Origin of the sequence: Thalassospira mesophila (genome assembly GCF_002115755.1) — a bacterium.
Classification (GTDB): domain Bacteria; phylum Pseudomonadota; class Alphaproteobacteria; order Rhodospirillales; family Thalassospiraceae; genus Thalassospira; species Thalassospira mesophila.
The window spans coordinates 119,908-135,373 of record NZ_JFKA01000004.1 but is presented as its reverse complement, the minus strand read 5'-3'; the positions used below and the strand labels follow the sequence as shown (position 1 = coordinate 135,373).

General features: G+C 54.0%; 15 protein-coding genes. 5 read left to right on the top strand and 10 right to left on the bottom strand.

All coding sequences use genetic code 11. The features are described from left to right. Positions 1 to 2 precede the first annotated feature (2 nt). The 3 genes from purS to TMES_RS10745 form a co-directional block, all read right to left on the bottom strand. Positions 3 to 245, bottom strand: coding sequence for a phosphoribosylformylglycinamidine synthase subunit PurS (gene purS, locus TMES_RS10755; protein ID WP_085582335.1), 243 nt, complete (start codon positions 243 to 245; stop codon positions 3 to 5). A gap of 120 nt (positions 246 to 365) precedes the next feature. Then, entirely contained in the window at positions 366 to 1,130 is a 765-nt protein-coding gene (purC, locus tag TMES_RS10750) for a phosphoribosylaminoimidazolesuccinocarboxamide synthase (RefSeq protein WP_085582837.1), read from the bottom strand. A gap of 147 nt (positions 1,131 to 1,277) precedes the next feature. Continuing rightward, the gene (locus tag TMES_RS10745; protein WP_085582333.1) at positions 1,278 to 2,057 is read right to left on the bottom strand and encodes an NRDE family protein; all 780 of its coding nucleotides are present in this window, start codon (positions 2,055 to 2,057) and stop codon (positions 1,278 to 1,280) included. A gap of 144 nt (positions 2,058 to 2,201) precedes the next feature. Here TMES_RS10745 and TMES_RS10740 point away from each other — a divergent pair, with 144 nt between their 5' ends. The 3 genes from TMES_RS10740 (at position 2,202) to TMES_RS10730 (ending at position 4,255) form a co-directional block, all read left to right on the top strand. Continuing rightward, entirely contained in the window at positions 2,202 to 2,516 is a 315-nt protein-coding gene (locus tag TMES_RS10740) for a DUF1476 domain-containing protein (RefSeq protein ID WP_085582331.1), read from the top strand. A gap of 218 nt (positions 2,517 to 2,734) precedes the next feature. Next, positions 2,735 to 3,415, top strand: a complete 681-nt coding sequence (locus tag TMES_RS10735; protein WP_085582329.1) for a response regulator transcription factor — start codon at positions 2,735 to 2,737, stop codon at positions 3,413 to 3,415. Positions 3,416 to 3,544: 129 nt separating this feature from the next. After that, positions 3,545 to 4,255: a CTP synthase C-terminal region-related (seleno)protein gene (locus tag TMES_RS10730; protein WP_085582327.1), complete on the top strand. Its 711-nt coding sequence runs from the start codon at positions 3,545 to 3,547 to the stop codon at positions 4,253 to 4,255. A 116-nt stretch (positions 4,256 to 4,371) separates the two neighbouring features. Here the strand turns inward: TMES_RS10730 and TMES_RS10725 are convergent, their stop codons facing one another. Next, complete coding sequence (locus TMES_RS10725) at positions 4,372 to 5,289, bottom strand: DMT family transporter (RefSeq protein ID WP_085582325.1); 918 nt, start codon at positions 5,287 to 5,289, stop codon at positions 4,372 to 4,374. 104 nt (positions 5,290 to 5,393) lie between these two features. Here TMES_RS10725 and TMES_RS10720 point away from each other — a divergent pair, with 104 nt between their 5' ends. Then, a complete protein-coding gene (locus TMES_RS10720) occupies positions 5,394 to 6,290 on the top strand; it encodes a LysR substrate-binding domain-containing protein (protein WP_085582323.1) in 897 nt (298 codons plus the stop codon). A 215-nt stretch (positions 6,291 to 6,505) separates the two neighbouring features. Here TMES_RS10720 and purB read toward each other — a convergent pair whose 3' ends face one another. Continuing rightward, positions 6,506 to 7,816 (bottom strand): adenylosuccinate lyase, encoded by a 1,311-nt coding sequence (gene purB, locus TMES_RS10715; protein WP_085582321.1) that lies wholly within the window; start codon positions 7,814 to 7,816, stop codon positions 6,506 to 6,508. A 264-nt stretch (positions 7,817 to 8,080) separates the two neighbouring features. Between purB and TMES_RS10710 the strand changes: the two genes are divergently transcribed. After that, positions 8,081 to 9,835, top strand: coding sequence for an HD domain-containing phosphohydrolase (locus tag TMES_RS10710; RefSeq protein ID WP_085582319.1), 1,755 nt, complete (start codon positions 8,081 to 8,083; stop codon positions 9,833 to 9,835). Between the two features lie 79 nt (positions 9,836 to 9,914). Here TMES_RS10710 and TMES_RS10705 read toward each other — a convergent pair whose 3' ends face one another. From TMES_RS10705 to TMES_RS10685, 5 genes are all read right to left on the bottom strand, one after another. Beyond that, positions 9,915 to 10,907 (bottom strand): ABC transporter ATP-binding protein, encoded by a 993-nt coding sequence (locus tag TMES_RS10705; protein WP_085582317.1) that lies wholly within the window; start codon positions 10,905 to 10,907, stop codon positions 9,915 to 9,917. Beyond that, complete coding sequence (locus TMES_RS10700; protein ID WP_085582315.1) at positions 10,904 to 11,914, bottom strand: ABC transporter ATP-binding protein; 1,011 nt, start codon at positions 11,912 to 11,914, stop codon at positions 10,904 to 10,906. Before TMES_RS10700 ends, TMES_RS10705 begins: the two co-directional genes overlap by 4 nt. Before the next feature lie 14 nt (positions 11,915 to 11,928). After that, positions 11,929 to 12,846: an ABC transporter permease subunit gene (locus tag TMES_RS10695; protein WP_085582313.1), complete on the bottom strand. Its 918-nt coding sequence runs from the start codon at positions 12,844 to 12,846 to the stop codon at positions 11,929 to 11,931. After that, positions 12,846 to 13,766: an oligopeptide ABC transporter permease OppB gene (gene oppB, locus TMES_RS10690; RefSeq protein ID WP_085582311.1), complete on the bottom strand. Its 921-nt coding sequence runs from the start codon at positions 13,764 to 13,766 to the stop codon at positions 12,846 to 12,848. The genes TMES_RS10695 and oppB overlap by 1 nt, the downstream gene beginning before the upstream one ends. A gap of 77 nt (positions 13,767 to 13,843) precedes the next feature. Beyond that, positions 13,844 to 15,406 carry a peptide ABC transporter substrate-binding protein gene (locus TMES_RS10685; protein ID WP_211275906.1) on the bottom strand — a complete coding sequence of 521 codons (1,563 nt, stop codon included), beginning with the start codon at positions 15,404 to 15,406 and terminating at the stop codon, positions 13,844 to 13,846. Positions 15,407 to 15,466 lie beyond the last annotated feature (60 nt).

Here is a 15,466-nt window from a genome sequence, read left to right as displayed (position 1 = left end):
GATCAAGCGACGATGTCGATGTCGTAGTTTTCGATCACCGTATTGGCGAGCAGCTTTTCGCACATTTCGGTAACGTCGTTGCGGGCTTTTTCCACATCGGTACCGTCAAGTTCAAGTTCAATGAATTTGCCCTGGCGGACATCTTCGACACCAGCAAATCCCAGACCTTGCAAGGCGTGATGAACTGCCTTGCCCTGCGGGTCGAGGACACCGTTCTTCAGGGTGACATGAACGCGTGCTTTCACGAGAAGCTCCTTGGTTGGTTCACAGTCGCCAGAGGCGATCGTCAATTAAAGCAGACAATGCCGGTCGTACCACCGAGCCGGCGCCAATATAAAAGGGCCGCGCAAGCGCGGCCCTGATTCTTAGGTCGTCGCGTCTTTGTTCAGCGACTCTATTTCGGCCGATTCAGGCAGGACACCAAGGCGGCGCGCCACTTCCTGATAGGCTTCCTCGACACCACCGAGATCGCGGCGGAAGCGATCCTTGTCCATCTTTTCGTTGGTGATGGCATCCCACAGGCGGCAATTGTCGGGGCTGAATTCGTCAGCCAGAACCAGCTGTGAAAACTCGTTGTCGAAAATCCGGCCAAATTCCAGTTTGAAATCAACCAGTTTAATGCCGATGCCGCGCATCAGACCACACAGATAGTCATTGATTCGCAGCGAATAACCGACAATTTCTTCGAGTTCTTCAGGGGTTGCCCAGCCCAGGGCAAGCACATGTTCGTCCGACACCATCGGGTCGCCGAGATCGTCGTCTTTATAATAAAATTCGACAATCGGACGGGGCAGTTTCATGCCTTCTTCAAGGCCCAGACGTTTGGCCATCGAACCGGCACAAATGTTGCGGACCACAACTTCAATCGGCACGATCTCGACTTTACGAACCAGCTGTTCGCGCATGTTAAGACGGCGCATGAAGTGCGTCGGAATCCCGATTTCGGCCAGACGAAGCATCACGAATTCGGTAATCATGTTGTTCAGAACGCCCTTGCCGGCAATGGTGCCGCGCTTCTGGGCATTGAACGCGGTGGCATCATCCTTGAAATACTGGATGATCGTGCCCGGTTCTGTGCCTTCGTACAAAACCTTGGCTTTACCTTCGTAAATCGGTCGTTTTCTCGACATCTGGCGGGATCTTTCACATTTTGGCAGTTGGGGCTGGCCCATGCACCCTGGAAACGCCCTTCCTATAGCAGTGCTGGCCCGGAAACTCAATTGTCGCGTAAGGTCTATTTACGCAGGTTTGATAATCGAATTCTGCAATGATCGCTTCTAGATTTCAACCGGCTGGAACGGCGTCTTGTCCGGCTGTCCATTGGCAAACAACCAGACCGGGCGCCGGGGCAGTTCATTTTCGCTTGTTGGAATGCCCGGCAAGCCGATCAGGGACGAACAAACTGTCTCGAAGCCGATATTACTGCGAACCAGCATGGCATCGCTACGAATATCGTGATGGTCGGGGTCGCGGGGCAAAATTCCGGTGTCGGCCATCAGGGCTTGCCATGCAAACCAGTCATCGGCTTCGGGGTTGGGCACGGGCGCGCTGATAAAACGTGGCAGGTTGCGCGCCACACGTTCGCTGTTTTTTTTATCATTAATGTCATGGGCGGTCAGTATGGAAAACCCTTCGGGGATTTCCTGAATATCGATTTTGCCATTGCCGCGGTTGGCCAGCCAATAGGCATCGCGGTTATCGGCAATCACCATGTTAAACGGGCGATAGGCATCACCATCAAGGGCGGCCAGCGACTGGGCGGCGATAATGGCATCGGCATGGTCGAGCGCTTCAAGCGGCAGCTCCCCGCGTGACCGTTTATCCTCGGCCGGGCCAAGGGTGCCGTATCGGTTTAAAACGGCGGCAACCACCCCGTCCTCGTTAATGCCAAGCCACGTGCCACCACCAAGTTCGTCCAGCCCGGCGGTCACATCGGGGCGGTCATCCCAGTGGCGGGCAGGGGGCAGCCAGGGCCTGCTTTTCATTTCATCGCGATTGGCGCCGATCAAAACCGGCCATTCATGGTCGGGACGGCGTAAAATAATGACTGTACACATGTTCCAGATCAAAGCCGTTCAGTGTGGTTTTTGTCAAATTGAAAAGAAAAAAAGACGTTCGGCGCGTGACAATGACTGTTACCGGACACAGATATATAGGCAAGGCAAAATATCTCGCCAGGCACAATGGAAAGGGAGGCTACCATGGGCAGGATGACAGACCGCGAACGCGGATTTGAAGCCAAATACAGCTTTGATCTGGAGCAGAATTTTCGGGTGGAAGCACATTTGTATAAATTGCTTGCGCAATGGGCCGCCCATGAAATGGGCATGGATGAGGCCAAATGTGCGCAATATGCAGACAAAATTGTGACCGCGGTGGTCACCAACCCGCGTGACAATGGTGTGGCCGCCCTGGTGCTGGCCGACTTCGCCCGCCACAATATAGATATCACGCTATCGCAATTAACCGCCCGACTGGAGGAACTGCGACCACAAGCACGGGCGGAAGTCTTGTGAAACGGGGTGCCAATATGATTTTGATGATGCGTTTTATTCATCTGATTGAATAAAACGCATCTGGTGAACCAGTTGGGATTTGCAAACTATTAGGGGCTCGCCTATTCTATTGGTCTGATCAACTTTGGTTGGAATTGTCATCGTATAACTGGCAATATATAAACATGTATACGGTTTGGGGCAAAATGCCTTGCATCCGCTAGAGAAAGGCGAGAGTTTTGCGTATCCTTCTTGCAGATGATCACGATCTGGTTCGTGAGGCGTTATCTCTTTTATTCCAGCAATATTTTGATGGTTGTGAAGTTATCGAAGCCGGTTCTCTTGAACCTGCGCTGGAAAAGATTGACCCGGAGAACCCTTTTGACCTGATCTTGCTTGATCTGCGCATGCCTGGAATGAACGGGCTGGACGGGTTGAAGCTGACACTTGAAAAAGTAGGGGAGGGGGTTCCTGTTGTGCTGCTTTCCGGCGCGTATAATGGCGAAGATGTTCGCCACGCGATCGAAAATGGCGCATATGGCTTTATTCCCAAAACCTTGCGCGGCGAAGCGCTGGCAAATGCGATCCGGCTGGTTCTGGCCGGGGAAAAATATTTGCCGTCCAGCATTCTCAGCAACTTCGTTGATGGTTTTGGCAATAAAAACGAATATAGCAGCAACCGGCATGCCGGGCAGTTTGGCCGCGAAGGCGACTTTGCCCGTTTGACCCCGCGTGAACGCGAAGTGCTGGCTTTGCTGTCAGAAGGGCGACCGAACAAGGATATCGCCCGTCACCTCGATTTGCGCGAAATCACGGTTAAATATCATCTTAAAAATGTCTATCGCAAACTGCATGTGTCCAACCGGGCGCAGGCGGTAAAAATTGCGCTGGAAGATATGGCGCGTTCGGGCACTTTGTAGTATTTCTGACAAAGGCAGCGGTGAAAACGCTTTGCATTCCGGCCCGTTTCGCGGGCCGGTTTTCTTTTGTGCGGGTCGCTGTATCCCTCGGTTTTTTAAGGGGGTCTTCCCCGATGAACGAGGTTAAACATGACAAATATTCGTATTGCCCTGATTGGCGATTTTAACGCCGCCGTCACCGCCCATCAGGCCATTCCTGTTGCGATCGGGCTTGCCGCTACGGCCAACGGTGTTGATGCCAGCATTGAATGGATACATACATCAACGCTTGTCACTGCCGTGCCGCAAACTGTGCTGGGCGGTTTTGATGCCATCTGGTGTGTCCCGGCCAGCCCTTATGCAAGTATGAGCGGCGCGCTTGGTGCCATTGGTTATGCGCGCGAAAACGGCATCCCATTTTTGGGCACCTGCGGCGGGTATCAGCATGCGGTGCTGGAATTTGCCCGTAATGTGCTGGGGCTGGCCGATGCCGATAATGCCGAGGTCAATCCAGGTGCGGCTTTGCCTTTGATCGCGCCGCTGGTGTGTGCCCTGATTGATCAGGGCGGCGATATTGAATTTGGCGACCAAAGCCGGATTGCCCAATATTATGGTCGGACGTCGGCCACCGAAACCTATCGGTGCAGTTACGGTTTTGCCCGGCAATATGTGCCGTTATTTGCCGATAGCGACATGGTTGTCAGTGCCTGGGATGGCGATGGCGACCCACGTGCGGTTGAACTGCGCAATCATCCGTTTTTTATCGGCACGGCGTTTCAGCCCGAACGTTCGGCGTTAAAAGGCGACACCCACCCGCTGATTTCGGCGTTTGTTACGGCGGCTGCCCAGCCGGAAAAATAACCATCGACTGCCCGATTGACCACAAAAAGAGCCCCCCGTTTGATGAGAAACGGGGGGCTTTGACGTTCCTGTGACATTGCCGCAGGAACCAGCCCCGCTGGTTGAGAGCGGGGCAATCAGACCGGGCATTTTTGCGGACTGGGCGTTTTGATATGGCGCTGGCGACCGGCCTGCATGGTGAAAACCCCGGCCAGAATGGCAATGGTCGCCGCCAGATCAAGAAGGTGCAGGGGCTCGCCTGCCAATGCACAGCCAATAAACAGGGCTACGACTGGCGGGATATAAGTCACGCTGGCGGCCGTAACGGCCCCCAGTTTTTGCACAATCAGATAATACAAAATATAGGCAACACCGGTGCCAACAGCACCCAGACCCAGAATCAGGCCGATGGCGGCTTTGGTATCATTAAAAATCGCGCTGGCACCACCAAGGTCGACCGTTAAGAGCAAGGCAATCGCCCCCAGCCCCATTTGATAGGTGCAAAGGGCCGCCGGGGCAATGCCGAGCGGGCTGATAAATTTGCGCGCATACACAAACGACGCCCCAAGGCTTAGCGATCCCAGCACAATATACAGCACCCCCATCGGGTCAACCGTGCCCAGCCCGGTTTCCCACGGGCGCGCAATCACCAGCACCCCGGCAAAACCCATCAGCATGCCGCCAATGGACTGTCGGCCCAGGGGTTCGCTTCGCAAAAACACCAATGCGCACAGGCAGGAAAATAGCGGAATCGCCCCGCTGAGCATTCCGGCAACGCTGGTCAGCAGCAAGATGGTGCCCTTGGCAAATGCCAGATAATAAAGCGCCGTTGCCAGGGCCGCCATGGCGAGAAAATGGTGGGCATGGCGCAAATGCCGCCATTTTAGCGCGCGGGTGGCGATGGCAAACAGCAAAACCGGAATGAAACCCGATATCACGCGCACCAGAACGATTTGCGCCGGAGTAATATAAACCGCCGCCCAATGGGTGAAAATAAACGGCGTGCCCCAAATCAGGCCAAGGATAACATAGGCGATATATCCGGAATTTTTCATGGCACATCCATTGCGCGAAAGGCTGTATTTGAGCGCGATTGTAGAAGGCCGCTATATCAGCTACAAATCATGTTATCTGATATATGGAATAGAAAATCTGTATTATGCCTGATGTTCCGCCGCTAAAAGCATTGCACGCGTTTGATTCTGCTATCCGGTTGAATAGTTTTTCTCTGGCAGCGGAAGAGCTGAACGTGACGCCCGGCGCCATCGGCCAGCAAATTCGCAAGCTGGAAGACTGGCTGGGCGTGTTGCTGTTTACCCGTCATGTGCGCCGCGTTGAACCAACCGCAGACGGATTGGCCTATGCGGCGCGCATTCGCCCGGCACTGGCGCAAATTACCGATGCCAGTTTGGCCTTGCGTCACCAATATGCGCAATCGGTTCGGGTGGTGATGCCACCCAGCTTTGCCGCCAAATGGTTTTCCAAACGGATGTCGCGGTTTTTAATCGCCCATCCCGGCACCGAACTGCATGTTGGTTCCTCGTCCGAGGTTGCCGATTTTGGCCGTGACCCGGTCGATATTGCCATTCGTTATTTCGGTGGTGATGCAGAAAACCTGCAATCAATATTGTTGCATCGCGGGCAGGCCGCCCTGTTTTGCGCGCCGGAATATCGCGATCGCATCGGCTTGAGCCAGCCCGCCGATATCGTGCGCGCCACCCTGTTGAACGATACATTGCATGCGTGGTGGCCGGAATGGCTTGGCACGTTTGCCGGGCTTGATAACAACCAGATCAAGGCCATTCGCAAGATTGATGTCGATTTAACATCTGTGGCCATTGAATCGGCGATTTACGGCCAGGGAATATTGATGGCGGTGCCATTACTGGCGCAAGAAGATGTGTTGCAAGGCAAGCTGGTGCCGCTTTTCCCGGACTGTGTTTTGGCCGTGCCGTTTGGCTATTATCTGGTGCATCCCAAAAATGCCGAATTGCGCGGGCAGGTAAAACTGTTTCGCGACTGGATTTTAAACGAAGCACAGGACATTTCGATTTAAAAATGCGGTCGCGGTCAAAGCAAAACACCCCCGCTTTCAAAGCAGGGGTGTCGGGCAATTTCGGGTGTCAGCGAACAGGATGATACCAGATTTTCATGAAATTGACTTATGGGGATCTGGTTAGGCGCGGCCAGTACCGCGAAAGGCAATGGTTCAATGAGCCCGCCCGCCGATTGAGGGGCTCGTTGATCGGTTTTGATCAACGAGCTTTAGGATCAGTCCGCAAAAACGCGGGCAAAAATCGTATCAACATGCTTGGTGTGATAACCCAGATCAAACAGAGCTTCGAGTTTGTCATTGGGGATACGGGCCGTCACGTCGGCATCGGTTTTCAAAAGCGACAGCAAATCGCCTTCGCGGTTCCAGACCTTCATCGCGTTGCGCTGAACGATGCGGTACGAATCTTCGCGTGAAACGCCATACTGGGTCAGGGTCAGCAACACGCGCTGCGAAAACACAAGGCCGCCCATCTGGTTAAGGATTTCGTCCATCCGTTCCGGATAAATCACCAGATTTTCAACAACATTGGTCAAACGCATCAGGGCGAAGTCCAGCGTTACCGTTGCATCGGGGCCGATATTACGTTCAACCGAGGAATGCGAAATATCGCGTTCATGCCACAGGGCAACGTTTTCCATTGCCGGAATTGCCATGGAGCGCACCATGCGGGCCAGCCCGGTCAGGTTTTCGGTCAGGACGGGGTTGCGTTTGTGCGGCATTGCCGACGAACCCTTTTGTCCCTTGGAGAAAAACTCTTCCACTTCGCGGACTTCGGTGCGCTGCAAATGGCGAATTTCGGTGGCCAGATGTTCGACCGAGGACGCAATAACGCCAAGGGCGGTGAAATAGGCGGCGTGGCGGTCACGCGGGATGACCTGGGTTGAAACCGGTTCGACGGCAAGGCCCAGTTTGACGGCAACATGTTCTTCAACGCTGGGGTCGATATTGGCAAATGTGCCAACCGCACCCGAAATGGCGCAGGTCGCAATTTCTTCGCGTGCGGCCAAAAGGCGTTTTTTGTTGCGGGCAAATTCGGCATAAAAAGTTGCCAGTTTCAGGCCAAAGGTTACCGGCTCGGCATGGATACCATGCGAACGGCCCATGCAGGCAACGTCCTTGGTTTCATAAGCGCGCTTTTTAAGGGCGGCCAGCAATTTGTCCATGTCTTCAAGCAGAATATCGGTTGCTTGCGCCAATTGAACGTTAAAGCAGGTATCAAGCACGTCGGAACTGGTCATGCCCTGATGAACGAAACGGGCTTCTTCGCCAACCTGTTCGGAAAGCTCGGTCAGGAACGCGATAACGTCGTGTTTGACTTCGGCTTCAATGCCGTCGATGCGGTCAATCCGGTCCTGGGTGTAGGGCTTGTTGCCCTTTTCCCAAACCAGTTTGGCGGCTTCTGCGGGGATCACACCGAGTTCCGCCAGTTTGTCTGCGGCGTGGGCCTCGATTTCAAACCAGATGCGAAACTTGTTCGCCGGTTCCCAGATGGCGGTCATCTGTTGGCGGGAATAACGGGGGATCATGCAGGGTCTCCGGGCAAGGGGGTTGTGCGGTGCGGGGCCCTCGCGGCACGTGATCCGCACGCTGTGTCGCTGCGATAGAGGATTTTGGCGATTTTATCAAGTCTGACGACATTGTGAGGACGGTTTTTTACCCGCCCCTACTGGAATCACGGGCTTGTTATTGCATATACTTAAGAACGGGTAGTAAACCTTATAGGTGGAATTACGTAAAACCGGATATGGCGGCAAAAACGACCGTCGTTTCGGGACAGGAATCAGTTTGATATGCAATTTGCGGAACACATCATACCCCGGCAGACCGTGTCGTCGCGGCCCAGGCAAAATATCGCAGCCGATCAGTTGTCAAAACTGGTCGATCTGGGGATTGCCCTGTCAGCCGAGCATGACCGCAGTGCCTTGCATCAGAAAATTCTGCAAGCCGCGCGCGATTTTACCAATGCCGATGGCGGATCGCTGTATCTGATTAATGAAAACGAGCGCGAACTGCATTTTCGCATCATGGTCAACGACACGTTGAACCGTTTTGTCGTTGCGGGCGATCAGCAGCAATATCCGTTTCCGCCCTTGCCGCTTTATTTGCCCGATGGCACGCCAAACCACCAGAACATTGCCAGTTACGTCGCATTAACCGGCGAGCCGATTAATATTGTCGATGCCTATGCCGCCGAAGGGTTTGATTTTTCCGGTACCCGGCGGTTTGACGCGGCTGCAGGATATCGCTCGCAATCATTTTTGACGGTGCCGCTTAAAAGTGCGCGCGGTCGGGTGATTGGCGTTTTGCAACTGATCAATGCCCGGCGCGATGATGGCAGCGTGATTGCGTTTGACCCCATGATCGAACCTTTGGTCATGGCGCTTGCCAGCCAGTCGGCGGTGGCCCTTGAAAACCGGCGCCTGTTACAGTCCCAGCGCGATTTGATTGACAGTTTTGTCCGTATTCTTGCCCAGGGCATCGATGCCAAATCGCCCCATACCGGCGCGCATTGCGAACGTGTGCCGGTGTTGGCCAAAATGCTGGCGCAGGCCGCCGTGGACCAGAAAAGCGGCCCGTTTGGCAGTTTCAGTTTAAGCGATCAGGAATGGTATGAGCTTGATCTGGCGGCATGGCTGCATGATATTGGCAAAATTGTTACGCCCGAACATGTGGTGGAAAAAGCCACCAAACTGGAAACCATCCATAACCGCATTCACGAAATTCGCACCCGGTTCGAAGTGATGTTGCGCGATGCCGAAATAGACATGCTGCGCCGACAGTTGGCGGGCGAGGACAAGGCGCGCTGTGAGGCCGATTTTGAAACCTGCCGCGCCGATTTACAACGCCAGTTCGGGCTGGTGGCGCAAAGCAATATTGGCACTGAAAACATCGATCTGACCACGGTGACAGTTATTCGCGAAATTGCCGGGCAAAGCTGGCAGCGTAATTTTGACCGCACTGCCGGCCTTTCCTGGGCCGAAAGCAGCCGCATCAGCCCCGAGGAAGCCGTGATATTGGCGCAGCCCGGCATTGAGCCCCTGTTATCAGACCGTCAGGATCAGGTTTATAACCATGCCAATAATGGCGAAATTTATAACCTGTCGATCCCGCGCGGCACGCTGACCCCGGAAGAACGCGCCATCATTAATGACCATGTGGTAATTACCCAGGACATGCTTGCCCAGTTGCCGTTTCCGGTGGGGTTGCACAATGTGCCTGCCATTGCGGGCAACCATCATGAAAAAATGGATGGGTCGGGCTATCCACGCGGTTTAACCGGCGACCAGATGGGGACGCTGGAAAAAATCATGGTAATTGCCGATATTTTCGAAGCCCTGACAGCGGTTGACCGACCCTATAAAAAGCCGAAAATGCTGTCGGAATGTATCGAAATTCTGGGCGCCATGCGTGATCAGGGTAAAATTGACAGCAACCTGTTTGAACTGTTTTTAACCAGTGGGGCCTATCGCGATTACGGCGATACCTATTTAAAGCCCGGCCAGTGTGATGCAGTGGATGTGAACCGCTATTTGCGGGCGGCATAAACCGGCGATTACACCGTTTTAAATGCCAACAGGGCAGCTTTTAAAACTGCCCTGTTGGCATTTCGGTTTGCGGCAAAAGCTACATTTCACGGTGAAAATGGCAGGCAACCTGATGTTTGGGGCCTAATACCTCGATCTTTGGCACATCGGTGGCGCATTTTTCGCGTGCATAGGGGCAACGTGTGCGAAACACGCAGCCCGAAGGCGGGTTGATCGGGCTGGGAAGCTCCCCGGTTAGCACAATGCGTTCCTTGTTGCGTTCCAGGATCGGGTCAGGAATGGGAACGGCCGAAATCAGCGCCTTGGTATAAGGGTGCTTGGGTGCGTTATAAATGGTGTCGCGGTCCGCAATCTCCATCACATTGCCCAGATACAGCACCAAAATACGGTGGCTGATATGGCGCACGACTGAAAGATCGTGGCTGATAAACAGCAAGGCCAGGCCAAATTCGCGCTGCAATTCCTGCAACAAATTAACGATTTGGGCCTGAATGGAAACATCAAGTGCCGAAACCGCCTCGTCACAGACAATCAGTTTCGGGCGCAAGATCATCGCCCGGGCAATGCCGATGCGCTGGCACTGCCCGCCGGAAAATTCATGGGCATAGCGGTTGATCATATCGGGCAAAAGCCCGACACGTTCCATGATTTCGCGCACTTCTTCGCGGACCTGTGCCTTGGTCAGTTCGGGCCGGTGCGTGATCAGCGGTTCGGAAATGATCTGGCCAATGGTCATGCGCGGGTCAAGGGAGGCCAGCGGGTCCTGAAATATGATCTGAAGATCAGCGCGCAGGGCCTGCATCTGTTTGTGATTGATCGACGCCAGATCGCGCCCCAGCCAGACGGCTTCGCCTGCTGTGGGTTCGATCAGGCGTAAAATGGCCCGCCCCAGCGTGGATTTACCACACCCGGACTCGCCCACCACACCCAGTGTTTCGCCAGATTTAATTTGAAAGCTGACGCCATCAACGGCTTTTAACGGCACCGTTTTTTTGAACAAAATACCGCCCGCAGGTACATCGAAATGCACCTTCAGGTCTTTGACATCGAGAAGAACAGGTTCAACAGTCATGCGGCGAGTCCCTTATGGTCTTCCAGATGGCAGGCTTTGACGTGGATGTCGTCTGGCGAATGATCCGGGCTGCGGGTTTCTGTTGGCCGGGGCATGGGCAGCTCTGCGATACAGCGATCAAACGCATGCGGGCAGCGCGGGGCAAAGCTGCACCCGGTGGGCAGGCGTTGCAGGTTGGGCGGCTGGCCGGGGATGGTGGTCAGCTTTTCCTCGCTATTGACAATATCAAGGCGCGGGGAGGATGCCAGTAACCCGGCGGTATAGGGATGTTGCGGGTTGGCAAACAGTTCGTTGACGGGAGCACTTTCAATAATGCGCCCGGCATACATTACTTGCACATGGTCGCAAATACCGGCGACAACGCCCAGATCATGGGTGATCATGACAATGGCGGTGTTAAAGTCGCGTTTCAAATCGCCCAGCAAATCCAGAATTTGTGCCTGTACTGTTACATCAAGTGCCGTTGTCGGTTCGTCGGCAATCAGAAGTTCCGGTTCACACAATAGCGCCATCGCGATCATGACACGCTGGCGCATCCCGCCCGAAAATTCGTGCGGATACATGTCAAACCGTTTGCGGGCCTCGGGGATGCGCACCCGGTCCAGCATTTCCAGCGCACTGGCACGGGCGTCTTTTTCGCTCATGCCCTTGTGATGCACCAGCACTTCGGAAAGCTGCTTGGAAATGCGCATATAGGGGTTAAGCGATGTCATCGGGTCTTGAAAAATCATCGACATGCGCAAGCCGCGCACCTTGTTAAGGTCGCGCGTGGGCAGGCCGATCAGTTCCTGTCCGGTCAGTTTGGCCGAACCGGTGGAATAGCCGTTGGTTGCCAACAGGCCCATGATCGATAGAAACGTCTGGCTTTTGCCCGATCCGCTTTCACCGACAATCCCCAGTGCTTCGCCTGCCTTGATGGAAAAGCTGACATCATTGACGGCTTTGACATCGCCATCATGGGTTTTAAAGACCGTTGTCAGGCCCTGAACGTCAAGAATATTGCTCATGGCGTCATGCTCCTTTAGCGGTCGCGCGGGTCAAGCGCATCACGCAGCCCATCACCAATGAAGTTAAAGCAAAACAGAATGGCAGCCAGGATTGTTGCCGGGAACAGCAGCGTCCAGGGCGCACTTTCCATTTGCTGCGCACCTTCGGAAATCAGCACGCCAAGGCTGGTCATTGGTTCCTGAACCCCCAGCCCCAAAAAGGACAGGAAGCTTTCGATCAGAATCACCTGTGGGATGGTCAGGGTGACATAAACAATCACCGGGCCCAGCGCATTGGGCACAATGTGGCGACGGATGATGTTGAAGTTTGAAACGCCCGATGCCCGTGCAGCCTCGACAAATTCCCGATTTTTGATCGACAGAGCCTGCCCGCGGACAATGCGCGCCATGGTTAGCCATTCGACCGCGCCCAGGGCGGCAAAAATCAGGAAAATATGGCGGCCAAACACCACCATCAGCATGATGACGAAAAACATGAACGGCATCGAATACATGATATCGACAATGCGCATCATGATGTTATCGGTACGCCCGCCCATATAGCCCGAAATCGCACCATAGGTTACACCAATCAGCAGCGAAACCGACGTGGCGACAATGCCCACCATCAGCGAAACCCGCACGCCATACATGGAACGGACAAAAAGGTCGCGGCCATTGGTGTCGGTGCCAAACAGGAAACCGGCCTGTATATCGGGCGGGGCCTGAATGTAATCCCAGTAAATTTCATCATAGGGATGGGGGTGCAACATCGGCACCAGAATGGCCGCCAGGGTAATGATAATCAGCAGGCTGACGCTAATGACGGCGGCCTTGTTGGCGCGCAGGCGACGAAAGGCATCCTCCCACAGCGAACGGCCTTTGACGTTTCCGCCAGCCAAAGCCAGATCAACGGCCTCGGTTGCGGAACCGGGGGTGGTTTTTGCAAACATTACTGCATCCTCACCTTCGGATCGAGCAGGCCATACACAAGGTCGACCAACAGATTGAACAGAATAATCAGCGAGCCATAAAAAATGACCACACCCATGACCAATGTGTAATCGCGGTTAAGCGCGCCCTGGACGAAATAACGCCCGATGCCGGGAATAGAGAAAATCTGTTCGATCACCACCGAGCCGGTAATAACCGCCGCACTTGCCGGGCCAAGATATGAAACCACTGGCAAAATACCGGCTTTAAGGGCGTGGCGGGTAATCATCACCCGTTCGGGCAGGCCCTTGGCGCGCGCGGTACGAACAAAGTTCGATCGCAAAACCTCGATCATGGAGCCACGGGTAAGACGCGCGATATAGGCGATTTGCGGCAGGGCAAGGGCAATAATTGGCAAAATAACCTGATCAAACCCCTGTTCCCAGCCACCGACCGGCAGCCAGCGCAAATACACCCCGAAAACAAGGGTTAGCAATGGCGCCATGACAAAGTTTGGAATGGTAATGCCGGTCATGGCGGTGGCCATGATGGCGTAATCCAGTTTGGAATTTTGTTTTAACGCGGCCAGCGTTCCCAGTGTTGTGCCGATCAGAAAAGCCAGAAAAATGGCCGATCCGCCCAATGTCAGCGACACGGGAAAACCGCGAAAGATCAGCTCTGTCACAGTAAAGTCGCGATACTGGAAAGACGGGCCAAAATCGCCCTGCACCACATCGCCCAGATAGCGGCCATATTGCATCCATAACGGCTCATCAAGGTGATAAACCGCGTTCAGGTTGGCAGCAACTTCGGGCGGAACAGAACGTTCCCTGTCAAACGGTCCGCCCGGTGCGGTCCGGATCAGAAAGAAAGACAGGGTGACAATGATAAAAAGCGTCGGGATCGCCCCGAGCAGTCGTTTCAATGTAAAGCCAAGCATATGGTTATCCCCAAAGCCTGTCCGCCGCGCAAGGTGGATGCGCGGCGGACAGCGAGTTCAGACCGTTAATCGAACGATTATTTGTCGATATACAGATACTGCGAACGAACATGGTCCATCACGTTGACATGACCTTTGCCATCGGCATCCCAGCCTTTGACATAGGATTTGATCATGTGTTTGGTCACATAGTGATAGATCGGGGCAACAGCGTTGGCTTTGAGGAAGATTTCCTCGGCATTGCGCAGCAGTTCCATCCGTTTTTCGGAGTTCTGCTCATTCGAGGCTTCTTTCATCAGCTTGTCAAATTCCGGGTCGGCAAAGCCGGTGTCATTCAGGCCGGAATCAGATTTCCACAGTTCAAGGAAGGTGTTCGGGTCGTTATAATCGCCGATCCAGCCTGCACGGAAAACCTGGGTTTTCTCTTTGGCTTTACGGGTTTCAAGGAAGACCTTGAATTCTTCGTTGACCAGGTTGACCTTGGCCCCAAAGACGCTTTTCCACATCGAGGCAATCGCAATGGCTATTTTCTTGTGGTTATCGTTGGTGTTGTAACGAATTTCGAGGGTAACAGGGTTATCCTTGGAATACCCGGCTTCCTGATACAGCTTGTAAGCTTTTTCGTTACGTTCCTTCTGGGTCATGTCCTTGAAATCGGCATAAACCGGGGTGTAACCGGTCATGCCCGGCACCACATAGGCATAAGCCGGGACTTCACCAGCGGTGACGATTTTGTCCATCAGGATGTCGCGGTTGATGGCCAGCGAGAAGGCTTCGCGCAGCTTGGCATTGTCAAACGGCGGCTTGGTCATGTTAAAGCCGTAGTAATAAACGCCGAGATAGTTCGAAACGACGAATTCGTCGTTCATATTATCGCGGATCCATTTGATCTGGTCGTTCGGGACTTCATAGGTCCAGTCCAGTTCACCAGCGCGGAAACGCTTCAACTCGGCGGTGGTGCTTTCGGTTGGGTAGTAAATGACCTTGTCAAGCTTGACGCTGTCGGCATTCCAGTAGCTGTCGTTTTTGCTTAGAACAATGCGCGATTGCGGGTTCCATTCTTCCAGTTTGAAGGCCCCGTTGGTGACCGAATTGCCCGGACGGGTCCACTGGTCGCCAAATTTCTCAACAGTGGCCTTGTTTACCGGATAGCTGATGGAATGGGTCAGCAGGCCAAGGAAATAGGGGGTTGGGCCAGCAAGGTCCACTTCAAGGGTTTTGTCGTCAATTGCCTTAACACCCAGTTCTTTCGGCTCCATTTTGCCCGATGTAATGTCATCGGCATTTTTGATCGGGGCCAGCAGGAACGAATATTCAGAACCGGTTTTCGGGTCAACTGCGCGCTGCCAGGCAAAAACAAAGTCACTGGCGGTCACAGGGTCGCCGTTGGTCCACTTGGCATCATCGCGGATTTTAAAGGTGTAGGTCAGGCCGTCTTCGCTGATTTTCCAGCTTTCGGCTTCGCCGGGTACAATTTTACCGCTGGCTTCTTCACCAACCAGACCTTCATACAGGTCGCGCAGAATGTGCGAGGAAGGAACATCTTCGGCAATTTGCGGATCAAGGCTGCCCGGCTCGGAGCCATTGCCACGGTTCAGCACCATTTCGGCCTGTGCTGCAACCGGCGCGAGTGCAGCCATGCTGCTTGCAAGAAGGCCAGTGCCAATAAGAAAAGCTCGTGACGAATTAAAGAAGCCGTG